At 70.0% G+C, this 26,364-nt stretch carries 20 protein-coding genes; 3 read left to right on the top strand and 17 right to left on the bottom strand.

Annotated elements, in window-relative coordinates; translation table 11 throughout:
• Window positions 1-71: 71 nt before the first annotated feature.
• On the bottom strand, window positions 72-518 hold the full coding sequence (locus tag ACG00X_RS06790) for a BON domain-containing protein (RefSeq protein WP_394487291.1): 447 nt from the start codon (window positions 516-518) through the stop codon (window positions 72-74).
• 184 nt (window positions 519-702) lie between these two features.
• Between ACG00X_RS06790 and ACG00X_RS06785 the strand changes: the two genes are divergently transcribed.
• Entirely contained in the window at window positions 703-2,592 is a 1,890-nt protein-coding gene (locus ACG00X_RS06785) for an AsmA family protein (protein WP_394487290.1), read from the top strand.
• Between the two features lie 81 nt (window positions 2,593-2,673).
• Here ACG00X_RS06785 and ACG00X_RS06780 read toward each other — a convergent pair whose 3' ends face one another.
• Window positions 2,674-3,138 (bottom strand): hypothetical protein, encoded by a 465-nt coding sequence (locus tag ACG00X_RS06780; protein ID WP_394487288.1) that lies wholly within the window; start codon window positions 3,136-3,138, stop codon window positions 2,674-2,676.
• Window positions 3,139-3,317: 179 nt separating this feature from the next.
• Between ACG00X_RS06780 and ACG00X_RS06775 the strand changes: the two genes are divergently transcribed.
• Window positions 3,318-4,553 carry an MFS transporter gene (locus ACG00X_RS06775; protein WP_394487287.1) on the top strand — a complete coding sequence of 412 codons (1,236 nt, stop codon included), beginning with the start codon at window positions 3,318-3,320 and terminating at the stop codon, window positions 4,551-4,553.
• A 15-nt stretch (window positions 4,554-4,568) separates the two neighbouring features.
• Here the strand turns inward: ACG00X_RS06775 and ACG00X_RS06770 are convergent, their stop codons facing one another.
• The 15 genes from ACG00X_RS06770 to ACG00X_RS06700 form a co-directional block, all read right to left on the bottom strand.
• On the bottom strand, window positions 4,569-5,513 hold the full coding sequence (locus tag ACG00X_RS06770; RefSeq protein ID WP_394487286.1) for a LysR family transcriptional regulator: 945 nt from the start codon (window positions 5,511-5,513) through the stop codon (window positions 4,569-4,571).
• A 12-nt stretch (window positions 5,514-5,525) separates the two neighbouring features.
• Window positions 5,526-6,299: an SDR family oxidoreductase gene (locus tag ACG00X_RS06765; protein WP_394487284.1), complete on the bottom strand. Its 774-nt coding sequence runs from the start codon at window positions 6,297-6,299 to the stop codon at window positions 5,526-5,528.
• The gene (locus ACG00X_RS06760; RefSeq protein WP_394487283.1) at window positions 6,296-7,465 is read right to left on the bottom strand and encodes a glycosyl hydrolase 53 family protein; all 1,170 of its coding nucleotides are present in this window, start codon (window positions 7,463-7,465) and stop codon (window positions 6,296-6,298) included. Before ACG00X_RS06760 ends, ACG00X_RS06765 begins: the two co-directional genes overlap by 4 nt.
• A gap of 224 nt (window positions 7,466-7,689) precedes the next feature.
• Window positions 7,690-8,682 carry an L-arabinose ABC transporter permease AraH gene (gene araH, locus ACG00X_RS06755; protein WP_394487282.1) on the bottom strand — a complete coding sequence of 331 codons (993 nt, stop codon included), beginning with the start codon at window positions 8,680-8,682 and terminating at the stop codon, window positions 7,690-7,692.
• A 165-nt stretch (window positions 8,683-8,847) separates the two neighbouring features.
• Window positions 8,848-10,353: an L-arabinose ABC transporter ATP-binding protein AraG gene (araG, locus tag ACG00X_RS06750; protein WP_394487281.1), complete on the bottom strand. Its 1,506-nt coding sequence runs from the start codon at window positions 10,351-10,353 to the stop codon at window positions 8,848-8,850.
• A gap of 138 nt (window positions 10,354-10,491) precedes the next feature.
• Window positions 10,492-11,466, bottom strand: coding sequence for an arabinose ABC transporter substrate-binding protein (locus tag ACG00X_RS06745; protein WP_394487435.1), 975 nt, complete (start codon window positions 11,464-11,466; stop codon window positions 10,492-10,494).
• A gap of 20 nt (window positions 11,467-11,486) precedes the next feature.
• A complete protein-coding gene (locus ACG00X_RS06740; protein ID WP_394487280.1) occupies window positions 11,487-12,377 on the bottom strand; it encodes an SMP-30/gluconolactonase/LRE family protein in 891 nt (296 codons plus the stop codon).
• Window positions 12,377-15,019: a TonB-dependent receptor gene (locus ACG00X_RS06735; RefSeq protein ID WP_394487279.1), complete on the bottom strand. Its 2,643-nt coding sequence runs from the start codon at window positions 15,017-15,019 to the stop codon at window positions 12,377-12,379. Before ACG00X_RS06735 ends, ACG00X_RS06740 begins: the two co-directional genes overlap by 1 nt.
• Window positions 15,020-15,157: 138 nt before the next feature.
• Entirely contained in the window at window positions 15,158-17,611 is a 2,454-nt protein-coding gene (locus ACG00X_RS06730; protein WP_394487277.1) for a beta-galactosidase, read from the bottom strand.
• A 33-nt stretch (window positions 17,612-17,644) separates the two neighbouring features.
• Complete coding sequence (locus ACG00X_RS06725) at window positions 17,645-18,262, bottom strand: 2-dehydro-3-deoxy-6-phosphogalactonate aldolase (RefSeq protein ID WP_394487276.1); 618 nt, start codon at window positions 18,260-18,262, stop codon at window positions 17,645-17,647.
• 1 nt (window position 18,263) lies between these two features.
• Window positions 18,264-19,169: a 2-dehydro-3-deoxygalactonokinase gene (locus ACG00X_RS06720; protein WP_394487274.1), complete on the bottom strand. Its 906-nt coding sequence runs from the start codon at window positions 19,167-19,169 to the stop codon at window positions 18,264-18,266.
• Between the two features lie 154 nt (window positions 19,170-19,323).
• Complete coding sequence (gene dgoD / locus ACG00X_RS06715; RefSeq protein ID WP_394487272.1) at window positions 19,324-20,472, bottom strand: galactonate dehydratase; 1,149 nt, start codon at window positions 20,470-20,472, stop codon at window positions 19,324-19,326.
• Between the two features lie 483 nt (window positions 20,473-20,955).
• Window positions 20,956-21,882 (bottom strand): aliphatic sulfonate ABC transporter substrate-binding protein, encoded by a 927-nt coding sequence (locus tag ACG00X_RS06710; protein ID WP_394487271.1) that lies wholly within the window; start codon window positions 21,880-21,882, stop codon window positions 20,956-20,958.
• The gene (locus tag ACG00X_RS06705; protein WP_394487270.1) at window positions 21,879-23,195 is read right to left on the bottom strand and encodes an LLM class flavin-dependent oxidoreductase; all 1,317 of its coding nucleotides are present in this window, start codon (window positions 23,193-23,195) and stop codon (window positions 21,879-21,881) included. Before ACG00X_RS06705 ends, ACG00X_RS06710 begins: the two co-directional genes overlap by 4 nt.
• Before the next feature lie 160 nt (window positions 23,196-23,355).
• Complete coding sequence (locus ACG00X_RS06700) at window positions 23,356-25,695, bottom strand: TonB-dependent receptor (protein ID WP_394487269.1); 2,340 nt, start codon at window positions 25,693-25,695, stop codon at window positions 23,356-23,358.
• Window positions 25,696-25,929: 234 nt separating this feature from the next.
• Here ACG00X_RS06700 and ACG00X_RS06695 point away from each other — a divergent pair, with 234 nt between their 5' ends.
• A complete protein-coding gene (locus tag ACG00X_RS06695) occupies window positions 25,930-26,298 on the top strand; it encodes a hypothetical protein (RefSeq protein WP_394487268.1) in 369 nt (122 codons plus the stop codon).
• The last annotated feature ends 66 nt before the right edge of the window (window positions 26,299-26,364 follow it).

Genomic DNA, 26,364 nt, shown 5'->3' with positions numbered 1-26,364 from the left:
GCCGCCACGGCCCGGGGCAAGCCATGACAAAAAGGGCGCTCCCACCAGGAGCGCCCGAGCGAGCCGTGCAATCAGCCGTTCTTGGGGCTGACGACCAGCTGGTTGTTGACGTGCTTCACGCCGTCGACGGCGGAGGCCAGCGTCGTGGCGCGCTCGCGCGACTGCGCGTCGGGCGCCTGGCCGGTCAGCGTGACCTGGCCTTCGCGGGTGTCCACGTTGATCTGCGTGGCCTTGAGCTTGTCATCGGCCACCAGGGCGGCGTTGACCTTGGCGGTGATGGTCACGTCGCTGGTCACCTGCGCGGCCTTGTCGCCGGCCTGTTCAGCCGAACGCTCGGCGTCGTTCACGGCCTTCTGAGCATCGCGCTTGGTTTCGGCGGCAGATTGCTTGGCGTCGGCGATGGCGCCGTCCAGGCGCTGGCCGGCCGTGCGTTCGTCGTCATGCTTGCCGCAGGCGGTCAGTGCCGCGGCCACCGCGAGGGCAGCGAGCACGGGGAGTCGGGTGAGGTGCTGTTTCATCGGTCGTCCTTCCGGGGGTTGAGGCCTCGAGGGCCGGCCATGCAACTGTGGCTGCGGGGCAGGCCTTCGGCATTCAGCCCGCGCGCCGACGTGATGTCGGACCGCGCCGCACCGCGCGGCGTCCTACAGCGAGCGCCGCCGCCGTCCCACCCGGGCCGGCGCACCGATTGCCGAGCATGCCGGCATGAAGCGAAAAACTGCCCTCGTCGCCAGTGCGATCGCCGTGGCGGCCCTCGCCGCCCTCGGCGGCATGGAGCTCGCCGGCTGGCCCGGCCTCGCCCCGCGCCTGGCCGCCCGCAGCGTGCCAGGCCTGCAAGTCGACGCGGACAGCCGCCTGCGTCTGCTGTGGCACCCGCAGCTGGAGGCCTCGTCGCTGCGCCTCGTCGCGGCCCAGGGCGAAACGCTGGCCGATGCCCGCGCCGTGGTGCTGGGCTGGTCGTGGCTGGACCTGTGGCGCTGGCACCGGGGCGACGTTCTGCGGCTGCGCACCGTGAAGGCGGACGCGCTGTCGCTGGATTGGCAGCGCGACGCCGACGGCCGCACCGCCTGGCCCTTGCCGGAGAAGCGCCAGGGCCCGTCCGACGCCCCGGCCGCCGTGCCGCAGATCGATCGGCTCCTCATTCACCGAGGCACGGCGCGGGTCAGCGACGCACCGCTGCTGCTGCAGGCCAACGCGCACTTCTCGACGGACGCCGACGGCCGCTGGCGCGCCGACGTCAAGGGCGAGCTGCGCGGCCAGCAACTCGCCTTGGACGCCCAGGCCAGCGCGGGCCTGGCGCTGCTCTCCCCCGCCGACGCCGACGAGCCGCCCGTGCGGCTGGCGGTCGACCTCCGCCAGGGGCCGCAGCACCTGAGCTTCGAGGGCGCGGCGTCGTCCTTGCTGGACGCCCGCGCGCTCGACGGCCAGCTGCGTGTGCGCGGCAGCTCGCTGAATGCGGTGGGTCGCCCCTTCGGCGTGACGCTGCCCAACACGCCGCCCGTGGACCTCGCGGGCCGGCTCCAGCACGAGGCCGGCGTGTGGCGCTTCGGCGCCGTGCGCGCGCAGGTCGGCGGCAGCCGGCTGGGCGGCGACTTCGCCTTCGACACCCGGCCCCGCCGCCCCGTGCTCAGCGGCACGCTGCGCGGCGGCCCGCTGCGTCTGGCCGACCTGGGGCCCGCCATCGGCGCGGACACGCCGCCCAGCCGCGCCGACCGCGTGCTGCCCGACCGGCCGCTGGACCTGCCCGCGCTGCACATGATGGACGCGAACGTCGACGTGGCCTTGAAGCAGCTCGACCTCGGCACGACCGCGCTGGAGCCGCTCTCCCCCGTCAACGGCCGTGTGGTGCTCAGCAGCGGCGTGCTGACGCTGAGCCAGCTGAAGGCCGGCGTGGCCGGCGGGCGCATCGCGGGCTCGGCCCAGCTCGACACCCAACCCGTGCCGCCCATCTGGCGCATCAGCCTGGACGCCAACGACCTCGCCGTCGAGCGCTGGTTCAAACCCGACATGAAGGCGCTGACCGAGCACCCGCTGACCGGCCAGCTGAAGGGACAGATCGACGTGCAGGGCCGTGGCCACAGCACGGCCGAGCTGCTCGCCAGCCTCAGCGGCCCGGTGCAGCTGCGTGTGGAGAACGGCAGCGTGTCCCATCTGCTGACGGAGGCCATCGGCCTGGACATCGCGCAGGGCCTGGGCATGCTGCTCAAGGGCGACAGCAACCTGCCGCTGAACTGCGCGCGGCTGGACGGCAGCTTCACCGCCGGCGTGTTGCGCCCGCGCACGGCCATCGTCGACAACCGCGACAGCCGCATCGACCTGGACGGCAGCATCAGCCTGGCCAGCGAGACGCTGGACCTGCGCGCGGTGGCCAGCCCCAAAGACTTCTCGCCACTGACGCTGCGCGCGCCGCTGCGGCTGCAGGGTTCGCTGGCCGACCCGCGCGTGGCACTGGAAGGCCGCAGCCTCGGTGGCCGGGCCGTGGCTGCACTCGCGCTGGGTGCGCTCGCCCCGCCGGCCGCGCTGCTGGCCTTTGTCGACCCGGGCGAAAAGCTGCCGCCGGTGGACTGCCGCCTCGCACCGCGCCCGAAGAGCTGAGGCAGGACCGGGCACGAAAGAACCGACGCCCGCCTGCAGCGCGCAGGCGGGCGTCAGTGAGGCACTTCAACAGGGCCGGCTTCAGCGCCGGCGATGCGGCTGCTCGCTCACGGCATCGAGGAACTCGGCCAGCGTCTCGTGGCAGGGGCCTTGCGGGCACAGGAACAGGCCCTCGGCCTCGGCGGGCACGTCGTTCGCGAAGCCCAGCACGCTGACCGAGGTCACGGCGTCACCGCACAGCGCCACCGTGCGACCGCAGCGCCAGGCCATCTTCAGCAGCGCCTGCAGGCGGGCGCAGCCGGTGGGCGCGGCCCACACGTCCGAGTTCAGCACCACCAGGCCGTCGCACCAGTCGGCAGCGGCCGGCGGCTCGCCGAAGTCGTCGTCCAGGCACCAGGTCATCACGCCGACATCGTCGGCGCGGAACACGCTCAGGTCGCGCTCGAAGCGACGCAACACGTCGGCCGTGCCGACGACGCAGATCATGCGGTCTGCGGCGGGAGGGGTGGGCGGCGCCGGCCGCGGGGGGCAGTCCGTGACTGACATGGTGCTTCTCCGCTGAGGATGGATGGCGCCACTGTCGCGCGCGGCCGCGCCCGCCCCCGTGAGGCCGCGGCGCGACGGCGCGTAGGACAAGGCCTCGGCAGCAACGCAACGACAACGATCGATAAAAAACGACACACGCTGCTGCCACATCCCGGCGCTGGCGGCCTGACACTGCGGTCATGAGCACCGCCGCGCCCCTCGCCTCAGCCCCGCCCGCCACCTTCACGCCCTACCAGCGCTTCGTCACGGGGCTGCTGACGCTGCTGCAGTTCGCCGTCATCCTGGACTTCATGATCATGTCGCCGCTGGGCGCGATGATCATGCCCGCCATGTCGATGACGACGCAGCAGTTCGGCCTCGTCGTCTCGGCCTATGCGTTCAGCGCCGGCATCTCGGGCGTGCTGACGGCCGGCTTCGCCGACCGGTTCGACCGCAAGCGGCTGCTGCTGTTCTTCTTCAGCGGCTTCCTGCTCGGCACGCTGTGGTGCGGGCTGGCGACGAGTTTCGAGTCGCTGCTGCTGGCCCGCATCGTCACGGGCCTGTTCGGCGGCGTCATCGGCTCCATCGTCATGGCGATCGCGGCCGACCTGTTCGAGCCCGCGCTGCGTGGCCGTGTCATGGGGTTGCTGCAGGGCGGCTTCGCCGCCAGCCAGGTGCTGGGGCTGCCGTTCGGGCTCTATCTGGCCAACCACTGGGACTGGCACGCGCCCTTTCTGGCACTGGTGGTGTTCGGCGTGCTCGGCGGCCTGCTGATCGCCTGGCGCATGGCGCCGGTGGACGGCCACCTGACCCTGCAGACCGACCGCAGCGCCTTCGCCCACCTGTGGCACACGGTGGCGGTGAAGCGCCATCTGCATGCCTTCCTCATCACCGCACTGCTGACGACCGGCGGCTTCATGATCATGCCGTTCGCCAGCGCGTTCTCGGTGAACAACGTCGGCATCGACCTGCACCATCTGCCCATCGTCTACCTCATCACCGGCATCAGCACGATGGTCGTCGCGCCGCTGGTGGGCCGGCTGTCCGACCGCCTCGGCCCGCTGCCGGTGTTCTATGCCGGCAGCGCGATCACCATCGCGATGGTGGCGATCTACACGCGGCTGGGGCCGTCGTCGCTGACGACGCTGGTGGTCATCAACGTCGTCATGTTCGCCGGCATCTTCTCGCGCATGGTGCCCTGGCAGGTCATCGTCACCGGCATTCCCGCGCCCGAGCAGCGCGGCGCGTTCACGGCCGTCAACGCCGCGCTGCAGCAGCTGGCCGGCGGGCTGGCGGCCCTCGTCTCGGGGCACATCGTGACCATCGGCGCGGACGGCAAGCTCGAGCATTTCCCGTGGGTGGGCAATGTGCTGATCGGCACCACGCTGACGGTCTGCGTGCTGCTGGCACTGCTCAAGCGCAAACCGCCCCAGTGAGCGGCGGGCCGGCGCTCAGCCCAGGCGCTGGCGTGCCTGCGCGCGCAGGCAGTTCAGCATGAGCTCGGCGCCCGGCGACAGCTGGTGGCCGCGCCGCGTGACGATGCCGTAGGCATCCATGCGCAGGCCCAGCTCCATCGGCAGCACGGTCAGCAAACCCGCGTCGAGGTAGGGGCGCATGAGCTCCTCGGGCAGCGCCACCACCATGTCGGACTGCGCCAACAGGCTGGTGATGACCGGCAGCGACAGCGTCTCCACGGCCTGCTGCGGCTGGCCCAGCCCCGCGGTCAGGAACAGCGACGTCAACCGGTCGCGCAGGATGCTGCCGCCGGGCGGCAGGATCCAGCTCTGCCGCGCCAGCTCGGGCAGGCCCAGGTCGGTACGCCCCACGAGCGGATGCCCGGCCCGCACGATGAGGCTGTGCGGCTCGTCAGTCAGCGGCTCGAAGCTGAGCTGGGCGGCCGACTCGCTGTCCAGCACGCGGCCGATGACGAGGTCCAGCTCGCCGCTCTGCAGTTGCTGCGTCAGGATCTTGCTGGTGTCCACCGTGATGGCCACATGCACGCGCGGCTGGCGCGCCTTGAGCTCGACGACGGCAGCCGGCAGCAAGGTGGTCGACGGTGTCAGCACCGCGCCGACCGCGACACGCCCCGCCAGGCCGGACAACAGCTCCATGACCTCCTGGTGCCCGGCGTCCAGCTCCGCCAGCGCCGCCCCGGCGCGGCGGATCATGACCTCGCCATACCAGGTGGGCGCCACGCCGCGCGGCAGGCGCTCGAACAGCTTCACGCCCAACGCATGCTCCAGGTCGGCCAGCAGCTTGGACGCGGCCGGCTGCGTCAGGTTGGCCGCCTGCGCCGCATGCAGGATGGACCCGTGCCGCCCCAGCTCCACCAGCAGCACCAGCTGCCGGGTCTTCAGGTGGGAGCGGACGAAGCGATCCGAGCGCGGGTCGGTCATGGCAACGAAGATCTAGTCGTGATAGAGCTGGGAGCGGCCCCCGTCGATGAGGATATCCGTCGCGTTGATGAACCGGGCTTCGTCGCTGGCCAGGAACAACGCCGTGTAGGCCACCTCGATGGGCTCACCGATGCGCTTGGTAGGCAGCAGATCCACCTGGCGCTGGGCCTCCTCGGGGCTGATGCTGCCCAGCCATTCGACCACACGCTCCGACAGGATCAGCCCGGGCGAGATCGAGTTGACGCGCACGTTGCGAGCCGCGTACTGGATGCCCAGCGCCTTGGTCATGCCGATCAGCGCATGCTTGGCCACCGGGTAGGGGAAGGCGTCGGGAATGATGCGGTGGCCATGCACCGACGCGATGTTGACGATGCTGCCGCCGCCCGCCGCCAGCATGCCCGGCAGCACGGCGCGGCTGCAATGCAAGGCGCCCTCCAGGTCCACCGCGAAGCAGCGCTGCCACTGCGCCGACGTCATCTCCAGCGGCTCGGCGAACACGTTCATGCCGGCGTTGTTGATCAGCACGTTGATGGGGCCGAAGCACTCGGCGCCATTCGCGGCCATGGCGCGCACCGCGGCTTCATCGGCGATGTCGGCGGCGATGAACATCACGTTGTCCTCGCCCAGCTCCCGGACGAGTTCCGCAGCCAGCGCCGCATCGGCGGCCAGGCCGTTCAGGATGACCTTGGCACCCTCGGCGACGAACAGCCGCGCGATGGCCTTGCCGATGCCCTGGGTGGCGCCAGTCACCAACGCCACCTTGCCTTGCAGACGCGGAGAACTCATTGCGTGTACTGCTTCCAGATGTCCAGCACGGGCAGCGCCCGGCCCTTGAAGTCGAACAAGGTGGTGTTGGAGACGACGTTGGGCCCGGGCTCGCCGGAGCCTTCCTTCAGCGCCCAGCCGACCTTGCGGTTGGCGATGAAGATCGGGTCCCAGTACAGCACGCCCAGCACGCGCGGATGCGCCTGGCAGGCGGCCAGCAGCTCGGCCATGAAGTCGCGTTGGCCTTCGGGGGTGCTCATGCTGGCCGGATAGGGGCCGTTGTTCTCCAGCTGGCCCGGCCAGCCGTCGGCACGGTTGGGCGCGAAGTTGAAGCCGGCTTCCATGACGAGGATGTCGCTGTCGTAGCGGGCCGAGACCGTGTCGCAGAAGCTCATCAGCTGGCCGACGTTCTTCTGGGTCCAGAACGGGTAGTAGGACGGGCCGATGACGTCCCACTTCACGCCCTGCTCGCGGGCATGGTCGAACCAGTCGATGTACTTGGCCTCGTTGCCGCCGTCGTCCAGGTGCAGCACGATCTTGGCCCCCGGATGGGCCGCCTTCACGCCGGCATGGCCGGCCTTCAGCAGAGCGCCCAGGCGCTGCCAGTTGGCGGTGCTGCCCCAGGGGTAGAGCAGGCCATGCTCGATCTCGTTGCCCAGCGACACGAACTCAGGCGGCGTGCCCTGGTCCACCAGCGCCTTGACGACGAGGCGGCTGCGCGCCTCCACGAGCGCCAGCAGGCGCTCGAAGCGGGCCGTGTCGTCGTCCAGCTGGTCCAGCGCCTTGCGCCAGGCGGTGGGCGGCGTCTGCGTCTTGGAGTTGGTCCAGAAGTCGCTGTAGTGCAGCGTGAACTGAATCTGCATGCCCTGCGCCTTGGCGCGGCGCGCCAGGCGCAGCACGTCGGCCAGGTCCATCGAGCCCTCGGGCCAGTACCAGCCGTCGTTGCCCGTGCCCGGCCCGGTGCGGTCATACATGCGGATGCGCACGATGTTGTGGCCGTAGCGCTTCAGGATTTCCAGGCAGTCGCCCGGCTTGCCGTCACGGTCCTTGTAGACCGCCCCGGCGTGTTCCATCCACGTCAGCGCGGAGATATCGCCACCGGCCAGCAGTGGCGCTTTCGCCGCGGCATGTGCGGGCAGCGCGCTGGCTAGCGACGCAGCCAGCAAAGTACGACGTTGGATAGACATCTCAGTGATTCCTTGCGGGCCGAGCGCCGGGCCGCTCCCAAGCCGGCCCGCTCTGGCGATGTGCTTGCGGCTCGACGCCGCAAGCATCGCCGTCCCCCAGGGGGCTGAGGCCGTACACGGGGCGTCCGGTGGACGGCCCGTGCCTGCCGAAGGGCTGCGGCACAAGCCGCAGCGCGGTCTGCAAGACCGACCAAGGCTTGCCTTGGGCGAGGGGCGCCATCATTTCAAGCACGGCGTTCACCGCGGGTCTTCAGCTGGTCGAGGAGAACAGCGGCCAGCAGGATGAGGCCGCGCACGAGGTACTGGTAGAACGCGTCGACGTTCAGCAGGTTCATGACGTTCTCGACCGTGCCCATGATGAGCACACCGATGACGACGCCGAAGATGCGCGCCTTGCCGCCCTGCAGCGACACGCCGCCCAGCACGCAGGCGGAGATGACGTCCAGCTCGAAGCCGGTGGCCGCATTGGGCTGGCCGCTGGTGATGCGCGCCGACAGCACGAGCCCGGCCAGCGCCGTGACCACGCCCTGCAGCAGGAAGATCCACACGCGCAGCCGCTCCACGCGCACACCCGCCAGGCGAGCGGCTTCCGGGTTGCCGCCGATGGCCAACGTGTTGCGGCCGAACACCGTGTGGTTGAGCAGCACGCCGAACACGATGAAGCACAGCACCGTCAGCCAGATGGGCAGCGGCAGGCCCAGCACGGCGGTGTCGCCGAACGAGATGAAGCCCTCGTCGGCAATGCCCACGGCCTGGCCCTTGGACGCGATGAAGGCCAGGCCGCGCACCATCAGCATGGTGGCCAGCGTGGCGATGAGCGCGTTGACGCGCAGATAGGCGATCAGCACACCGTTGCCGGCACCGATCAGCGCACCGGCGAGCAGGCCGCTGCCGATGGCCAGGCCGATGCTGCCGGTGCGCTCCAGCACCATGGCGCCCAGCACGCCGGCGAAGGCGATCGTGGAGCCGACGGAGAGGTCGAAGTCGCGCGAGGCCAGGCACAGCATCATCGTGCAGGCCACCATGCCGATCTGCGCGACCGACAGCAGCAGGCCAACGATGTTGGCGCCGGAGAAGAAGTTCTCGACCGTGAGGGCCAGCACCACGAACAGCAGCGCATAGCCCAGCGTCATGCTGTGTTCCTTGAGCAGGGCGCGGGACTTGGTGTTCATGGCGGAGCCGGGCGCGGCGGGAGTCGGTTGGGTGGTCGTGTTCATGTCAGAAGCAGCGAATGAGTCCTGCGCGGCCGTGCAGGCCGTCGCGGCGGCGCCCGTCAAGGCGCAAAGCGGAGTGGCAGCCAGTGCTGCGGTGAGCGTGTGCAACGCCGGGTGGTGGCGTTGCGGTGGGACGAGCGAGCGTGTGGGGGTCGTTCACGACGTCTCTCAGTGGACGGCAGCGGCCCCATCGGGCAACGCGAGCGCGAGCGCGGCGGTCTCGCTGGCCTCCTCGCGCGCAAGCTCGCCGCTGATGCGGCCGTCGCGCATGACGATGAGGCGGTCGCTGATGCCCAGCACCTCCGGCAGCTCGCTGGAGATGACGATGACACAGCAGCCCGCCGCGGCCACGTCGTGGATGATCTTGTAGATCTCGTTCTTGGCACCGACGTCGATGCCACGCGTGGGCTCGTCGAGGATGAGCACCTTCAGGCCCGGCTCGGCCAGCCAGCGCGCCAGGATGACCTTCTGCTGGTTGCCACCGGACAGCAGGCGGATCTCCTGCTCGCGGTTGGGCGTCTTGATGCGCAGCTTCTTGATGAAGTCGTCGGCCCGCTGCGCCTCCTGGCCGTGGCGCAGGAACACGCCGCCCGCCAGGCCGTGGCGGCGGCAGCTGATGTTGATGTTCTCGGCCACCGACGAATGCGCCAGGATGCCCTGCTCCTTGCGGTCCTCCGGGCACAGCACGATGCCGGCGGCGATGGCGTCGGCCGGGCTGTCGGCAGACACCGCATGACCGTCCAGCCAGACGTCGCCGCCCCGGCGCGCGTCGGCGCCGTACATCAGCCGCATCAGCTCGCTGCGGCCCGCGCCGACGAGGCCGAAGAAGCCCAGCACCTCGCCGCCGCGCACGGCGAAGCTCAGCGGCTCGGGCAGGCGGGCGCTGTGCAGGCCGCGCGCCTCCAGCCGGATCGGGCCCTGCGGGCGCGTGCGGTAGTCGTAGATGTCCTTCACCTCGCGGCCCACCATGTCGCTGATGAGGCGATCGCGCGGCACCTCGGCCATGACGTCGTGCGTGACGATCTTGCGGCCGTCGCGGAAGATCGTGCAGGCATCGCACAGCTCGTACAGCTCTTCGAGCCGGTGCGAGATGTAGATCAGCGTGCGGCCTTCGGAGCGCAGGCGCTTGACGAGCTTGAACAGGATCTCGGTCTCGCGGTGCGACAGGCTGCTGGTGGGCTCGTCGAAGGCGATGACCTTGGCGTCCTGCATGACTGCCTTGCAGATCTCCACCATCTGGCGCTGCGCGATGGACAGCTCAGACAGGCGGGCCGCCGGGTCCAGCTCCACGCCGATGGCGGCGAGCTGCGCGGCCACCATCTTGCGCGCGGCCTGGTGGTCCACCAGCCCGAAGCGCGTGGGCAGCCGCCCCAGCAGCACGTTCTCGGCCACGGTCAGCTCGGCCACGTACTGCAGCTCCTGGTGGATGATGGCCACGCCGGCGCGAATGGCGTCGCCGGCCGATGTGAAGCGGCGCTCCTGACCGTCGATGACCAGGCGGCCGCCGTCGGGCTTGTACTGGCCGCCGAGGATCTTCAGCAGCGTGCTTTTGCCGGCGCCGTTCTCGCCGAGCAGGCCCATGACCTGACCGGGCCGCGCCTCGAAGCTCACCCCGTTGAGCGCCTTGACGCCGGGGAAGGTCTTCGTGATGTTGTCGAACTGCAAGGATGACATGTCATTCGCCCTGGCCGCCTGGCGACGCGAGGGTGGAACCAAGAGAGAGGTTGAACGCGCAGACACCACGGCACCGGCATGGCCGCCCCGCGGGTGGCGCCGCCTGGGGGAGGCGGCGCGAAGCGCATCGGCGGTGGGTCACAGCCCCATCTGCTTGCGCAGTTCGCCCTGGTTCTGGCGGGTCATCAGCACGCCGCTGGTCAGCGTCACCGGCGGCGGCGTCTTGCCGGCCGTGGCCCATTCGTACACGGCGATGGCCGTCTCATAGCCGTGGCGCTTGGGGCTGATCAGCACGGTGCCGAAGAAGGCCGTCGGCGTGGGCTTGGTGAACTCGTTCAGGGCCGTCTGGCTGCCGCCGATGCCGATGGCCAGCATCGCGTCGGCCTTGATGCCGCGGCCTTCGGCGGCGCGCACGGCGCCCAGCGCGGCTTCGTCGTTCAGACCGAACGCGACCCACTTCTTGAACTTGGCGTTCTTCGTGAAGGCGATGTTGGCGGCGTTGAAGGCGCTCTCGGTGTCGGTCTTGGCCTGGGGCGCGTCGATGAGGTTGGCGGCCGGCACGCCGGCGGCCTTCAGCGCGTCGGCCGCGCCCATGGTGCGGTCACGGCCGGTGGGCAGTTGGTCGTAGGCCACGCGCAGCACGCCGACTTCGTCGAGCTTCCAGCCGCGGGCCTTGATTTCGGCCAGCAGCCCGGCACCGACCTGCTTGCCGATCTCGTAGCCCGAGATGCCCATGTGGGGAATGCCGGCGATGGGCTTGCCGCCGCCGTCGACGAGCTGGTCGTCCACCGACATGACCTTGAGGTTGTTGCGCTTGGCGGCCCGGTTGATGGCCACACCCAACTTCACGTCGGGCGCGCAGATGACGAAGCCGACGGCCTTCTGCGCGGCCAGGTTGTCGATGGCGGCCAGCGTCTTCTCGCCGTTGGGCACCCCGATCTTGACCAGCGTGAAGCCCTTTTCCTTGGCGGCCTGCTCGGCGAAGCGCCATTCGTCCTGGAACCAGGGCTCCTCGGCCTGCTTGACGAGGAAGCCGACCTTGACGGGCTCCGCAGCCTGCAGCGCGAAGGGGCTGGCCAGCAGGGCCAGGGCAAGGGCGGCACGTCGTTGCATCTTCATCGTCTCGTCTCCAATCAATCTTCAAACAGGGTGTCGGGCACGCCCAGCGCCTTCGGCAGGCGCAGCCCGAACAGGCTGCCGGACAGCGGCTGCGCGGTCAGCGCGTCGCGGTCCAGCTCGGCCCGCGCGGTCGTGAGCATCAGCTGGTTCAGCCCCTCACCCCCGAACGCCGGGCAGGTGCTGTGGGCCGCCGGTGCTGTTAACACGCCCATCAGGCGGCCGTCGGGGTCGTAGCGTGCCACACGTCCGGCGCCCCACTGCGCGTTCCACAGGCAGCCCTCGGCGTCGATGACGGAGCCGTCGGGCCAGGCCTCGGCGACATCCATCTCCGTGAACAGCCGGACATTCTCGACCTGGGCGGTCTCGGCGTCGTAGTCGCACTGCTGGATGCGGCGCGACAGCGTGTCGCAGAAGTACATCGTGCGCCCGTCGACGCTGAAGCAGATGCTGTTGGCAATGGCCACGGCCGGCAGCGCAAGCCGGCGCAGGCCGTGCGCCAACGAGTATTGGTAGAAGCTGGCGATGGGCCGCTTCTCCTTGGCTTCGTTGAGCGTGCCGAACACGAAGTAGCCGCGCCGGTCGGTGCGGCCGTCGTTGATGCGCGTGCGCGGCTCGGCGGCGTCCACCGGCACCAGCGTCTGCAGCAGCGTCAGCTCGAGCTGATCGCCCAGCGAGGCCAGCGCCAGCCGCTTGGCCAGCCCCAGCAGCATGCGGCCGGACTTGGTGTGCGCAAAGCAACCCAGCCGGTCCGGCAGACGGCACAGCTGCGGCGCGTCGCTGCCCGGGCGCCACGCGAACAGCGTGGACGCCTCGATGTCGGTCCACCACCAGCGTCCGCCCTGCCACAGCAGGCCTTCACCGAGGGTGGCCGCCTGCGGCAGCGCCAGGTCCAGCTGGCCGTTCATCACAGGTCCAGGTGCAGGCTGACCGCGTAGCGGCGGTCGTCGGCGTAAGTGCCGCGGGCCAGATCGCCGATGCCGTAGGTGCTGTGGCGCACGGTGCGCGTGAGGTTGTTGGCCTCGACGGCGAGCTTGAGCTGAGGCGTGATGGCCCAGCTCACATAGGCGTCCAGCATGCCGTAGCCCTTGAACGTGATGGGCGTCTGGGCGATGGTGGTGCCGTTGTTCGCGTAGTAGTTGCTGGTGCCGGCGATGTACTTGCTGCGGTAGTTGTAGGCCAGGCGCAGCGCGAACTGCTCGTAGTCGTACATGCCCACCACGTTGAAGCTGTCGCGCGACAGGCCTTCCAGCTGCGTCTTCTGGCCGTTGATCGGGCCGGGCGCCGAGCTGTCGACGTAGGTGTAGTTGGCCTGCACGCCCAGGCCGCGCAGCAGCCCCGGCAGGCTGGTGAAGAAGGCCTGATAGCCGACTTCCAGGCCCTTGATGCTGCCGTCCTCGCCATTGCTGGGCGTGGAGACGGTGTAGGTGCTGCCGCCGTAGGTCAGGCTCTGCGTCGTCGTCTGCAGGAAGCCGTCCACGCGCTTGTGGAAGGCGGCCGCGTAGATGTGGTCGCTCTTGTTGAGGTAGTACTCGAGCGAGAAGTCCAGCTGGCGGGCATGCAGCGCCCCGAGCGTCGGGTTGCCGAGGTAGCCGGTCTTGTCGTTGGCGTTGAGGCTGAGCGACGGGGTCAGCTGGTCGAAGTTGGGCTGCGTGACGACCTTGGAAGCGCCCAGGCGCGCCACCAGCTTGCTGCTGATGTCGAGCCGGAAGTTGACGCTCGGCAGCCAGTCGTTGTCGCTGCTCTTGAGCGACGCAGGCGTGCCAGCCACCGTGGTGTAGCCACGGGTGCCTTCCGTGCGCACGAAGCGCAGGCCCACGTTGCCGGACCACGGCATGCCGGCGAGTTCGCCGTCGAGGTCGGCCACGCCGTAGGCGGCCTGCGTCTTTTCGCGGTAGTCGAAGGTCTGGGCGGCGTCGAAGCCGGGCACGGTCAGGCCCATCGCCGCACGGGCGGTGGCCGGGTCACGCAGCCAGCCCAGGTCGGTGACGGACAGCCACTGGCGCGGCGTGTCGCCGCTGCCGGCGTACTTCAGCAGGTCGTCGTAGGCGATGACGCCGATCTTGGCGGCCAGCGCCGGTGCAGCGCCCGCGACGGGGCCGGTGGCGCTGTTGCTGAACAGGTCGTCGAGCGTGTTGATCTCGGCGCTGGTGGCCTTGCGGTCGGCCACCCGCAGACCGGTGCGCACGCGCGACAGCAGCCCGTCGAAGCGGCGCTCGCCGTCGATGCGGAAGGTCGTTTCCTTGGCGCTGTTTTCCTGGCGGAAGTACAGCGCCTTGTCGGCCCAGTACTGCGCAGGCGTCGTCAGGTCGCTGGCGGCGGCGAGCACCGGCGCGGCCGACGGCACGTCCGTGGTCAGGTCATAGGCGAAGCCGGGGTTGTTGGTCCAGAAGCCCAGGCGCGCTTCCTGGTAGATGCGGCTGTAGTCGCTCTTGGTGTGGCCCAGCTCCGACTTGACCGTCCACTCCGCCAGCTGCCACTTGCCGCTGAGCGCGGCCTGCGTGGTCTTGGTGTCGTTGTCGGCCACGAAGGCCGAGGTGCTCATGCTGGCACCCCAGAACGCGCCCTTGGAGAAGTTGCCGTTGGCATCCTTCGTGATCGTGCCGTTGGGCCACAGCGCGCCGAGGCTGGTGGCCGCGTCCCAGTTGGCCCAATACGGTGAGCCGTAGAAGCCGTAGGTGTCGGTCTGCGTCTTCAGCCGGGTGTGATGCACATCCAGCGTGTACTCGGTGTCGCGGCTGGGCCGGTACTGCAGCGCGGCCGTCGCGCCGGTACGGTCCCGCGAGCCCAGCTCGTAGGCGTTCCACACGCCCAGCGGCGCATAGACCCCCGAGCCATCAGCCAGCTGGGCCGGCGCGCCCAGTTCCTGCGTGTCGGAGCGGTAGGCGCGCTTTTGCTTGGCCAGGCTGATCAGCCCGCCCAGCTGGCGGCCGCCGCCCAGGTCCCAGCGGTTGCTGGCCAGCACGGAGCCTTCGAGCTTGCTCTTGCCGGCCAGGTCGGCGTAGCTGTCCTTGACCGTGGCGGCGAACTTCGCGCCGCTGAAGTCGAAGGGCTTGCGGGTGCGCAGGTCGATCAGGCCGGCGATGCCGCCCTCGACCTGGTCGGCCGTCGGTGTCTTGTAGACGTCGGCACCGGCCAGCAGCTCGGCGGGTACGTCCTGGAACGACAGGCCGCGCTCCTTGCCGGCGCTGAAGATGGAGCGGCCGTTGAGCAGCGTCTGCGTCTGCGACAGGCCGCGCACCTGCACGCGGTCGCCCTCGCCGCGGTTGCGCGAGATCTGCACGCCGGCGATGCGCTGCAGCGCCTCGGCCACGTTGGCATCCGGCAGCTTGCCGATGTCGTCGGCGACGATGGAATCGACGACCTGGTCCGCATTGCGCTTGCGGTCCTGAGCCTTGCTCAGGCTGGCCTTCATGCCGGTGACGACGACGGTTTCCAGGGACTCGCTGGCTGGCGGCGGAGCCTCCTGGGCCCAGACGGGAGCGGCGAAAACGAGACTGGCAGCCAGGGCCAGCGGATGGCGCGTGAGCGCGCGATGCGTGTAGGACAAGCGAATATCTCCGGGTTCTTGTAGTTTTGGGCTCTAACAGGCCGGCCCGCCCAACGATGCCGGGTCCCGTAAGTTACGGAACCGTTCCATTCCGCACTAATCGAATATCTGGTCTTAACTATCCAGTTTTCGTATATCTCAAGGGGAAATACTCATACGGCGAACCGTGAGCAGGCGAGCGCCGCGCAGCTCGGCGGCCTGGGCCTGGCCGGCAGCGAACGCAGGGCGGTGCGCCGCGTCGATGTAGATGGGCGCGTCGGCCCGCAGCGGCAGCACGCTGAGCTGCAACTCGGCGCCCGGCTTCAGGCCGAACTGCCGCAGGCCCAGCTGCCAGTGCTGGCCGTTGTAATACCAGTCATCCAGCATGCGCGTGCCGGCGAAGACGCGGCCGATGTCACCCACGAAGTCCAGCTCCAGCAGCACGTCCTCGGCCTGCGCGGGCAGCTTGGCCGGCAGGGTCAGCGCCCAGGTGGCGGCCGTGGCGAAGGCTTCCGGCACGGGCTGCACCGCAGCATTGGCCAGCCCGCCCTTGAGCACGCGCGGCGCGTTGCCGGCCGGGCGCGTGGGCAGGATCTTCAACGTCGGCTGCGGGATGCTGCCGGGCAGCGCCAGCCGCTGCAGCACGCCGTCCTGGCGAACCTGCAGGCCGGGCGCGCGCGGCCGGGCGAGTGCCGGGAACACGGCCGCCCCCAGCGGGTGCGGGCCCACGCCGCGCAGCTGCAGCCGTCCGTCGGCCACCCAGGCCTGCTGCTCGCTGAACACCAGCCGCCGCTGGCCGGCAATCTCCAGCACGTTGAGTTGTTCGGCCTGCGCCGGCGACAGCAGCAGCACGCTCACCGCGCGGCCCGCGGCCGTCACGCCCAGGCGCTGCAGGCCAGACCCGGGCTTGAGCACCTGAAGGCGGTCTGCCAGTGCGAACTCCGCCGGCAGCCCTGCCGTCGTCACGAAGACGTGCACGATGCCCTGGGCGCCCGCGTCCACGCGCGTCACCGGCTGCGCGGTGGCGTAGCGCAGCGCCACGCCATCGAGGTCGAGGTTGACCGGCCAGATGAAATAGGCCCCGTCGGGGATGTCCACCGGCTGGCTGGGCAGCGTGACGGCGCCGCCTGGCAACTGCACTTCGAAGCGCACACCCGCCTGCGTCGGCATCGGGTACTGGCGCACATGGTTGTTGAAGAACAGGAAGCCGCTGTCGCCATTGCTGCGCACCGACCAGCGCGGCGTCTGCAGGTCGGCCGGGTTGGCGGGCGAGCGCTCGGGCTGGCGCACGGTCATCGTGGCGAGCTGGGCGCCGTAGTCGCGCAGGAAGTAGTGGAACGGCCGCAGCTTGGTCAGCACCGGGCGCTGCTGGCCGTCCGGGCCCAGCGGCGCCTGGAAGTCGTAGCTGATGCGCGGCGTGTCGTTGTAGCCGCCGCTCAGTGTGCTTTCCTCCAGCCCCGTGCCGCCCACGCCGACCGGGTTGCGGCCGCCGTGGAACATGTAATAGCCGAACAGGTTGACGCCCGAGCCCAGCTGCACCGGCAGCATGGCCGCGATGTCGTCGGGCGACACCAGCGTGCGCCGGCGGTACATGGCCGGCAGGCCGGGCCCGTATTCGGCGCCGAGGAAGGGCACCTTGTCCTTGTCCGTCTCGGCCGTGCCAGGCTGATGGGACTGGGTCTGTGCGCCGAGGTCGCCGCTGACACGCGTGTCGAAGCGGAAGGCATGCGTCTCCTTGGGCGGCAGCTCCTTGGTGCTGGTGGCCCAGGGCTCGTCGGGGTAACCGCCGAACACGGGCATCACCTCGCCGGACGGATAGACCGTGCCGTCCCAGCCGGTGACGGTGTAGAGCGGCACGTCCATGCCGGCCTTCAGCGCCAGCGCCTTCAGCGCGCTGATGTGGGCCTCGCCCTTGCCGGCGCCACGGATGTTGTATTCGTTCTCCAGCTGCACGCCGATGACGGGCCCGCCGTCCTTCCACAGCAGGCCCTTGAGCTGCCCGCCGATCTCGGCGTAGAGCCTCTCGACATGGCCCATGTACTCGGGGTCGTTGCCGCGCGTGGGCATCTTGTCGACCACCCAATCCGGGATGCCGCCATAGCGGGCCTCGCCGTGCGCCCAGGGCCCCAGCCGCACGACGACCTTCAGGCCGGCGGCCTGCGCCAGTTGCACGAAGCGACGCAGGTCGTGGTTACCCCGCCAGTTGAAGGCGCCGGGCTGCTCCTGGTGGTGATTCCAGAACACATAGCTCGCGACGATGTCGATGCCGGCCGCCTTCATCAGGCGCAACTGGTCGGCCCACTGCGACGCCGGCGCGCGGCTGAAGTGGTATTCGCCCATGACCGGCAGCCAGGGCTTGCCGTCCTTCAGCAGGTACCGGCTGTTGGCCGCCAGCGTCTCACCCTGCGGCGACGTTGCCGTCCCCAGCTTCAGATGGCCGGTCAGCGGCTCGGCCACCGGTGCGCGCGCGTCGAGCTTGAGCGTGTCGGCCAGCGCCGCCGGAGCGAGCGCCGCCGCCAGCAGCGCGGCGAGCAGGCGTTGCGCCAGGCGCTGCGATGCGGGCGCCGCGCAGGGGCGGTCCTTCGCTGCCTTGAGCGAGTGGGTGCAGTTCATGGTTGTCTCCGGGTGATTTGTTTTTTTATCGGATCAGAGCGCGCGCCAGGCGGCCGCGAAGGCGCGGGCCCGCTCGCCCACCTCCGCCGCCGTGAGGCCCGGGGCATACAGCGCCGAGCCCAGGCCGAAACCGGTGGCGCCCGCCTTCACATAGGGCGCCATGTTGTCGGGCGTGATGCCGCCCACCGGCAGCAAGCGCAGCGTCTTGGGCAGCACGGCGCGCATGGCCTTCACGATGGTGGGCGTGATCAGCTCGGCCGGGAACAGCTTGACCGCATCAGCCCCCGCGTGCACGGCGGCAAAGGCCTCCGTCGGCGTGGCCGCACCCGGCACGCAGAACAGGTCGCGCCCCTTGGCCGCGCGGATGACTTCCACGTCGGCATGCGGCATGACGATGACCTTGCCGCCCGCGGCGGCCACGTCGGTCACGGCCTGCACGCTCAGCACCGTGCCGGCGCCAACGACGGCATCGGCCGGCATGCGGCGGGCCAGGCGGGCGATGGAGTCGAGTGCATCGGGCGAGTTCAGCGGCACCTCGATGACGCGGAAGCCCTCGGCGTAGAGCGCATCGGCGACGGCCTCCACCTCCACGGGCTTGACACCGCGCAGGATGGCGACGAGGGGCAGGTGTTGCAGGGCAGCGTTCAGCATGTCAATTCAGATTCATGGTTTGCGCCAGGGCCCACAGGCCGGCCGGCGCGGTGTTGTCCAGCAGCAGCGGTTCGGGCTGGCCGAAGCGCGCGAGCGCCTGCGCATAACGGGCACACAGCGCGGGGTCGCCGATGAGCGCGACGCGCGGCTGGCTGCCCTGGAGTTCATGGGCGAGTTCGTGGCCGATCAGCAGGCCGGAGAGGTAGTCGGGCAGCTGTTCCGGGCCCAGCTGCTTGAACAGCCCCAGCGTGCGCACGGCGAACAGCTGGTGGCTCAAGGCCCCCTCTTCGCGCGCAGCGTCCACGCCTTTCAGGAAGGCCTCCGGCGATGCCGGCGAGCTGCCGTCGGCCGGCATCAGCCGGTTCAACACCGAATGCTGGCGCAGCAGCGCGAACAGCTCGCCGGTCATGTGGGTGGCAAAACCGGTCACGCGGCCGGCCTTCACGCGCGCCCACTTCGAGTGCGTGCCGGGCAGCACCAGGCAGGCGTCGTCGGCCAGCGCCGGGTTCAGCGCCAGCGCGCCGACGATCTGCGTCTCCTCGCCGCGCATGACGTCGGGCTGGGCCGCGTCGTCAACAAGGCCGGGGATGATGCTGATGCTGTCGTCCAGCTTCAGCACCTGGCCGGCCAGCGCCGCGGCATCGGCCGGGCAGCGCACATAGGGCGCCTCGCGCCAGCCGTACTGGCTGCCCACCATGCCGCAGGCCAGCAGCTGGACTTCGGGGTGGTCGGCGCGCCAGTCGCCCACCAGCGCCGCCAGCGCGGCGGCGTACTGGTCGGCGCCCTTCAACGTGGCGGCGCCGTCATTGGACTGGCGCGTCTGCAGCACCTCGCCGCCATCACCCAGCAGAAAGGCGCGCAGCCGCGTGCTGCCCCAGTCCAGCGCGATCAGTCTAGAAGCAGTCATGTCAGGTATCCGTTTTGCGGGCCGAGCGCCGGGCCGCTCCCAAGCCGGCCCGTCAGGCGATGTGCTTGCGGCTCAACGCCGCAAGCATCGGCGTCCCCTCGGGGGACCGACCGGCCTTGCCGGCGTTCAGCCGACGCGAGACCGGGCGAGGGGCTCACCACTCGGCCACCGAGCCGTCGGCGTGACGCCAGACCGGATTGCGCCAGTCAGTGACGTTCTTGCTCGCCTCGATGACGCGCTCCTCGTCGATCTCGACGCCCAGGCCCGGCTTGCGCAGCGGGTTGATGAAGCCGTCCTCGATGCGGAAGTCGTCCTTGTTCTTGACGAAGTCCAGCAGCTCGGCACCCTTGTTGTAGTGGATGCCCATGCTCTGCTCCTGCAGCACGGCGTTGTGGGACACGAAGTCCACCGCCAGGCAGGACGCCAGCGCCACCGGGCCCAGCGGGCAGTGCGGCGCGAAGGCCACATCGTGCGCCTCGGCCATGCCAGCGATCTTGAAGCACTCGGTGATGCCCCCGGCGTGCGACAGGTCGGGCTGCACGATGGAGATGCCGCCGGCCTGGAACACACGCTTGAAGTCGAAGCGCGAGAACATGCGCTCGCCGGCCGCCAGCGGGATGGCGGTCTGCTCGGCCAGCTTGGGGTAGTACTCGGCCTGCTCGGCCAGCACCGGCTCCTCGACGAACAGCGGGCGGTAGGGCTCCAGCGCCTTCAGCAGCGGCTTGGCCATCGGCGCGGCCACACGGCCGTGGAAGTCGATGCCGAACTCGATGTCATGGCCGAAGGCTTCGCGGATCTCGGCGATACGGGCCACGGCCTCGTCCACCTTGCGGGCGCTGTCGACGATGCCGAGTTCCTCAGTGCCATTCATCTTGAAGGTGTCGAAGCCGCCTTCGCGCAGGCGCTTGATGTCGCGAATGATGTCCGCCGGGCGGTCGCCGCCAACCCAGGAATAGACCTTCATCTTGTCGCGCACCAGGCCGCCCAGCAGCTCGTACACCGGCTGGCCCATGACCTTGCCCTTGATGTCCCACAGCGCCTGGTCGATGCCGGCGATCGCACTCATCAGGATGGGGCCGCCACGGTAGAAGCCGGCGCGGTACATGACCTGCCAGAGGTCGTTGATGCGGGCCGGGTCCTGGCCCACCAGGTATTCGGACAGCTCGTGCACGGCCGCCTCGACGGTGCGGGCGCGGCCTTCGAGAACCGGCTCGCCCCAACCGACGACACCTTCGTCGGTTTCGATTTTCAGGAACATCCACCGCGGAGGCACACGGTAGGTCGTCAGCTTCGTGATTCGCATGAGCTCAAGGGTCGTTCAAGGACGCCGGGAGCTTAGGAGTGGCAGCTAGTTCTGAAATATCGTTTATTCAGCTTCTCCTATCCTCAGTTTGAATAGGTAACGCACCCAATGTCAGATGAACGGCGTATGACACCCCAACAAGCTACAGGGTTAACCCTTGGTTACCAGGTAAAAACCCTTAGAATGCCGGCACATCAACAAAGCACCAAGAAAAGGGAAAGAAATGGAACTGCTGATCATCACGCTGGCCTTCTCGGTCGTTGCCGTCGTCGCTCAACTCGGCGACCTGCTGGGCCGCAGCCCCGTCAAGACGGCGCTGACCCGCGCCTGACTCCTGGCGCCGTGGCGCCGCTGGGTCATCTCGCGGCAAAGGCAGATGCGACTGGTGTCGCCCGCCGACTGAGAACCCAGACACCTCCCCGGGGCGCCAAAGGCGCCCCGTGTCGTTTGTGGGCCCGCCGCGTCGGGGCGGGTCGGGGCGGGTCACCCCCACCAAAAACTCTCCCTCACCTTGATCGGCCGCGGGATCAGGCCCTGGGCGTGGAAGGCGTCGGCCACGCGTTGCTGGTCGGCCGCGATGGCCTCGTTCACCGGCACGGCGCCGAAGCGCGCGCGGCGGTGCATGGGCAGCAACACGTCCAGGCTCAGGCCCAGCAGCGGAGCGCCGATGCGGGCGGCGGCCTCGGGGTTGGCCGTAGCCCAGGCGCCTTCAGCGGCGATCACGTCGATGACCTGCCGCAACAGCGCGCCTTGCGCCTGCGCGAACGGGCGCCGGGCTTCGTAGAAGCTCCAGGGCGGCTGGACCGCCGGTGCCAGCGCCCCGAAATCCGCCAGCACGCGCACGGGCTGCGCGGCCTGCACGATGCTCAGGTAAGGGTCCCACACCACCCAGGCGGCGACAGCACCACTCTCGAATGCCGCGCGGGCATCGGCCGGGCCGAGGTAGACGGGTTGCACATCCGCCACCCGCAGCCCGGCCTTCTGCAGCGACGCGAGCAGCAGGTAGTGCGAACTCGAGCCCTTGGCCAGCGCGATGCGTTGCCCACGCAGCTCGGCCAGTGTGTGCACCGGGCTTGACGCGCGCACCACCAGCGCCTCGCTGTGCAGCAGGCCCGGCTCGGCCGCCACGGCGACGAAGTCACGGCCGGCCGCCTGCGCGAACACCGGCGGCGGCGCGCCGGTGACGCCGAAGTCGATGGCGCCGGCATCCAGCGCCTCCAGCAGCGGCGGCCCCGCCGGGAATTCTTTCCACTCGATGGCCACGCCCGGCAGCGCCTTCTCCAGCGAGCCACGCAGCTTGACGAGCAGCAACAGCCCGCCCTTCTGGAAGCCGATGCGCAGGCGCGACGGCGCCGCGAAGGCGGCCACGGGCCAGGCTGCCGCCGCCCCCACCAGCAGGCGGCGCCTCATCGCGACACCACCGGCCGCTTCAGCCCCAGGTGCTCCCGCAACGTGCGGCCCACATAGCGCGTGCGGAACAGACCGCGCCGCTGCAGCTCGGGCACCACGAGATGGGCGAAGTCGTCGAGCCCGGCCGGCAGTGTGGGCGGCATCACATTGAAGCCGTCGGCAGCGCCCTGCTCGAACCATTGCTGCAACACATCGGCCACGTCGGCCGCAGTGCCCACGAGGCTCAGGTGGCCCCGGCCACCGGCGATCTTCAGCGCCAGTTGCCGCAGCGTCAGCTGGCCGTCCCGCGCCAGGCCGCTGAGCAGCTGCTGGCGGCTGCGTTGGCCGGTGTCCGTCAGCGGCAGCTCGGGCAGCGGCTCGTCCAGCGCATAGCCGCTGAGGTCGAAGTTGCCGATCATGCGCGACAGCAGGCCCACGGCCGCGGTCGGGTCGACGAGCGCCTGCAGCGCGCCCTGCTTGTCCTCCGCTTCGGCGCGGCTCTCGCCCACCACCGCATAGACGCCGGGCAGGATCTTGATCGCGTCTGCCGGCCGCCCGGCGGCCTCGGCGCGTGACTTCAGGTCGGCATAGAAGGCCTGGGCCGCCTGCAGCGTCGGCTGCGCCGTGAACACCAGCTCGGCGCTCGCCGCGGCCAGCTGCCGCCCGGCCTCGGACGCACCGGCCTGCACGACGACCGGCTGCCCTTGCGGCGAGCGGGCCACATTCAGCGGCCCACGCACCTTGAAGTGCTCGCCCTCGTGGGCCAGCACATGGCGCGACTCGGGCCGGTAATAGAGGCCGCTGGCGCGATCGTTGACGAAGGCGTCGTCATCCCAGCTGTCCCACAGCCCGCGCACGACACGCAGGAACTCCTCGGCACGCGCGTAGCGGTCGGCGTGGCCGACATGCTGGTCGCGGCCGAAGTTGCCCGCCTCCGAGGCGTTGTCCGACGTGACGAGGTTCCAGCCCGAGCGGCCGCCGGACAGGTGATCCAGCGACGCGAACTTGCGCGCCACGTGATAGGGCTCGTTGTAGGTGGCCGTCACGGTGCCGACGAGGCCGATGCGATCGGTCACCGCCGCCAGCGCCGACAGCAACGTCAACGGCTCGAAGCGCGCCGAGCGCGAGAACCGCTCGGCGCCGGCGCCCTCTTCCACGGCGACGCTGTCGGCGAAGAACACCAGGTCGAACAGCGCGGCCTCGGCCGTCTGCGCCAGGCGCCTGTAGAGCCCGAAGTCCAGCCCGGCACGGTCGGGCACGCCGGGGTCGCGCCAGGCGGCCACATGGTGGCCCGACTCCATCAGAAAGGCGCCCAGGTGAAGTTCGCGTGTCATCAGAAGCCATCTCCGAAATCCACGCGGCCGAGCAGGCCGTCGCGGCGTCGCCAATCAAGGCGCAACGCGGAGCAGTCGCCGGTACTACTGCGAGCATTTGCAACGCCGAGTGGCGGCGTCGCGGCGGGATGAGCGGGCGTGTGGGGTTCGGTCATAGCTTTTAAAAGTCCTTGCGCACGTTGACGCCGAAGTAGCGCTGGTCGTCACGCGGCACAGCGCGGTTCACATAGCTGCCGCCACGGGCGAGGAACGCGGCATAGGAGCGATCCGTCAGGTTCTTCGCCAGCAGCGCGACGCGCCAGCCGCGCTGCGCCTGCGTGAACGCCAGCGAAGCGTTCCAGATGCCGTAGGCGCCCTGCACGGTGTCGGCGGTCTGGCCGATGTCGAACTGCGTGCGGCTCTGCCAGCTGTAGTCGGTGCCGATGTCGGCCTGCCAGCCACCGGAAAGCGAGACCTTGTAGTTCGCGTTGATGGCCGTCTTCCAGTCCGGCGCGAACGGCAGCGGCTGGCCGTCGACCTGGCAGCTGGTGGCCGCGCCGGCCGGGCAGTTGAAATGGTCGATGCGCGCCTTCGTGTAGGCCAGGGCCGCACCGAAGGACAGCGCTGCGCTCGCCCGCCATGTCGCGTCCAGCTCCGCGCCACGCGACGACACATCACCCGCGTTGATGAGCCGCGTGACGACCGAGCCGGACACCAGGTCATAGAAGTTGGCCTGGTAGTTGCGGTACTTGGTGCTGAACAGCGCTAGGTTGAGCCGCAGCCGGCGGTCCAGCAGCTCCGTCTTCAGGCCAGCCTCCAGGCCCCGTGAGGTCTCCGGGTTCAGCGCGAGCGTGTCGCGCGGCAGCATGTTGAAGAACACATTGAACGCCGGCCCCTTGTAGCCCCGCGAATAGGTCAGGTAGCTGGTTGTCGTCGCGTCCACGTCCCATTGCAGGCCGGCACGGCCCGAGGTGGCGTTGCGGCTGGTGCCGCCACTCTGCGCCACGTCGGCATTCACGCCCGGCACGGTGCCGGCGAACTGCGCGTCAGGCACGGAGCGCGTGCGCTGGTGGTGAAAGTCGAGCTGGTCCTCCGTCCAGCGCAGGCCCAGCAACGCGTGCACGTCGGGCCGCAGATGCCAGCGCCCCTCGCCGAACGCCGCCGTGCTGTCAGACGACGACCCGAACGCCGCCACGCCCCAGTCCTCCAACAGCGCGCCGCCGGCGCCCACGCGCTTCACGTCACGCCGGTAGGTCTCGGCGTCGCGGGTGTGCAGGTAGTAGACGCCGGCCACGTAATCGAAGGTCTCGCCCTGCGGCGACGCAAGCCGAAACTCCTGCGACCATTGCTGGAAGGCCACGGTGCCGCGGTCGTGCGACTGCGGCTGGCCGGCCACGGGTGCGGCCAGGCGGTCGCCGTCCTGCAGCTGGGTGTTGTCCCAGCCACGCCAGGCGGTGATGGCCGTCAGCGTGTGCTCGCCCAGGCGGGCCTCGCCGGTCAGCGACGCGCCACGGCTGCGGTCCTTCACCTCGGTCTTCAGGTTGGCGTTGATGCGGCGGTTGTCGCTGCTGGCGACCACCGGCGCGAGCGCGGCCGCAAAGGCCGGATAGGCCGTCACCGCACCGCTCGGGTAGGCCACGAGCTGCGTTCGCGTGACGACGCCGGTGGGAATGTCGTCGTGGGAGTTCAGCGCATCGGCCGCCAGCGTGAACTTCAGCGTCGCGTTGGCCTGCCACGCCAGCTTGGCGCGCACGCCTTGCTTGTCGTAGCCGTTGACGGTGCTGCCGTCATAGACGTTGGTGACGTTGCCGTCATAGCGCCCCAGCAGCGCCGTCACCGAGCCGTTCAGGCCCGGCGCGATCGCACCGCTGATGCCGGCACGCAGGCGGTTCTCGTTGCCGCCCGAGAAGTGAGCAACATCCAGATAGCCCTCGGTCACCGACGACGGTGCCCGGGTGACGATGTTGACGACGCCGGCCGACGCGTTCTTGCCGAACAAGGTGCCCTGGCTGCCGCGCAGCACCTCGACGCGGTCCACGTCCAGCAGGTCCAGCGTGGCCTGCCCGGGCCGTGCCAGCACGACGCCATCGATGACGGTGGAGACCGTCGGCTCCACGCCCGGCGAGGTGGAGATGGTGCCGACACCCCGCACGAACAGCGAGGTGTCCTTGTTGGAGGCGCCGGTGCGGAAATTGACGCTGGGCACGGCGCTGGCCAGTGCGCCCAGCGTGTTGCGGTTGGCCTGCTCCAGCGCGTCGCCAGACACGACCGACACGGCCAACGGCACGCTTTGCAGCGACTCGGCGCGGCGCGTCGCCGTGACGGTGACGGGCGCGAGCCGCACCGTGTCACCCTCTGCAGCGCCGCTGGCGCCACCGTCACTGGCATCACCGGCCTGCTGGGCCAGCACCGGCGCCGCTGCCAGCAACGCCAGCACCAGCACGGTGGGGCGTGATGGCCTCGACCACGGCCGGCCCGACGCCCGAGCCACCCCGGCCTCCCCTTGGAAGACTTCCCTCATTGCCAAATCCTTGATTGATTTTTTCGCCGGCCACGCCAGCGCCAACACGGACGGCATCGTGGGCCCCGGCTCGCGGCGGCACAAACGACAAAAGCGCGTTTGCTTTCTCGGTTTGCGTGACAAGCCGGCCGCGCGATGGCCAGCGCGATGCAGGGCCGAGGCGCATCCGCCGCGTCACCGAGCCCCGCGCGGCCCTGCGCTCGTGCGTGAAAATAGCGCCACGCTTTCGCCCACATGAACGTCGCCCGCCCCCTTCATCGTCCCTGGCTGCTGATGCTGCTGCTGGCCTGCAGCCTGCTCGGCCGGCCGCTGCACGAGAACTGGCACATCGCGCATTGGGCGAGCGAGCTCGCGTCGACGATCCACCTGGCCGGCGACGCCGCGCCGCAAGAAGGCCGTGACGACGTCAGTGAAGAGGGTCTGAAGGCCGGCGACGCCTGCGCGTGGTGCCTGTTCCATCTGCAGGCCAGCGTGCCGGCCGCGGCGCCGCTGCCGGTTGCGGCGCCCGCCACCGTCATCGCGCGGGCTCAGCCGCCGCGTTGCGGGCTGCCAGTGGGGCGGTGCGCCAACGCGGCGCACGCGCGCGGGCCACCGCGGGGCTGAGAGGCTTTGTCAACGCCGGCCATCGCGCCGGTGCGTCCTTCGACGGCGCCGCGTGCACTGCGCGCC

The sequence above is a fragment of the Pelomonas nitida genome, assembly GCF_043555975.1.
GTDB lineage: Bacteria > Pseudomonadota > Gammaproteobacteria > Burkholderiales > Burkholderiaceae_C > Pelomonas > Pelomonas nitida.
Note: the sequence above shows the minus strand (reverse complement) of the source record. Positions and strands in the feature narration are given on the sequence as shown.

Bases quoted from the DNA above. Each gene is read 5' to 3' on its own strand.
- ACG00X_RS06790 (WP_394487291.1), bottom strand. From the start codon at position 518: ATGAAACAGCACCTCACCCGACTCCCCGTGCTCGCTGCCCTCGCGGTG.
- ACG00X_RS06785 (WP_394487290.1), top strand. From the start codon at position 703: ATGAAGCGAAAAACTGCCCTCGTCGCCAGTGCGATCGCCGTGGCGGCC.
- ACG00X_RS06780 (WP_394487288.1), bottom strand. From the start codon at position 3,138: ATGTCAGTCACGGACTGCCCCCCGCGGCCGGCGCCGCCCACCCCTCCC.
- ACG00X_RS06775 (WP_394487287.1), top strand. From the start codon at position 3,318: ATGAGCACCGCCGCGCCCCTCGCCTCAGCCCCGCCCGCCACCTTCACG.
- ACG00X_RS06770 (WP_394487286.1), bottom strand. From the start codon at position 5,513: ATGACCGACCCGCGCTCGGATCGCTTCGTCCGCTCCCACCTGAAGACC.
- ACG00X_RS06765 (WP_394487284.1), bottom strand. From the start codon at position 6,299: ATGAGTTCTCCGCGTCTGCAAGGCAAGGTGGCGTTGGTGACTGGCGCC.
- ACG00X_RS06760 (WP_394487283.1), bottom strand. From the start codon at position 7,465: ATGTCTATCCAACGTCGTACTTTGCTGGCTGCGTCGCTAGCCAGCGCG.
- araH (WP_394487282.1), bottom strand. From the start codon at position 8,682: ATGAACACGACCACCCAACCGACTCCCGCCGCGCCCGGCTCCGCCATG.
- araG (WP_394487281.1), bottom strand. From the start codon at position 10,353: ATGTCATCCTTGCAGTTCGACAACATCACGAAGACCTTCCCCGGCGTC.
- ACG00X_RS06745 (WP_394487435.1), bottom strand. From the start codon at position 11,466: ATGCAACGACGTGCCGCCCTTGCCCTGGCCCTGCTGGCCAGCCCCTTC.
- ACG00X_RS06740 (WP_394487280.1), bottom strand. From the start codon at position 12,377: ATGAACGGCCAGCTGGACCTGGCGCTGCCGCAGGCGGCCACCCTCGGT.
- ACG00X_RS06730 (WP_394487277.1), bottom strand. From the start codon at position 17,611: ATGAACTGCACCCACTCGCTCAAGGCAGCGAAGGACCGCCCCTGCGCG.
- ACG00X_RS06725 (WP_394487276.1), bottom strand. From the start codon at position 18,262: ATGCTGAACGCTGCCCTGCAACACCTGCCCCTCGTCGCCATCCTGCGC.
- ACG00X_RS06720 (WP_394487274.1), bottom strand. From the start codon at position 19,169: ATGACTGCTTCTAGACTGATCGCGCTGGACTGGGGCAGCACGCGGCTG.
- dgoD (WP_394487272.1), bottom strand. From the start codon at position 20,472: ATGCGAATCACGAAGCTGACGACCTACCGTGTGCCTCCGCGGTGGATG.
- ACG00X_RS06710 (WP_394487271.1), bottom strand. From the start codon at position 21,882: ATGAGGCGCCGCCTGCTGGTGGGGGCGGCGGCAGCCTGGCCCGTGGCC.
- ACG00X_RS06705 (WP_394487270.1), bottom strand. From the start codon at position 23,195: ATGACACGCGAACTTCACCTGGGCGCCTTTCTGATGGAGTCGGGCCAC.
- ACG00X_RS06700 (WP_394487269.1), bottom strand. From the start codon at position 25,695: ATGAGGGAAGTCTTCCAAGGGGAGGCCGGGGTGGCTCGGGCGTCGGGC.
- ACG00X_RS06695 (WP_394487268.1), top strand. From the start codon at position 25,930: ATGAACGTCGCCCGCCCCCTTCATCGTCCCTGGCTGCTGATGCTGCTG.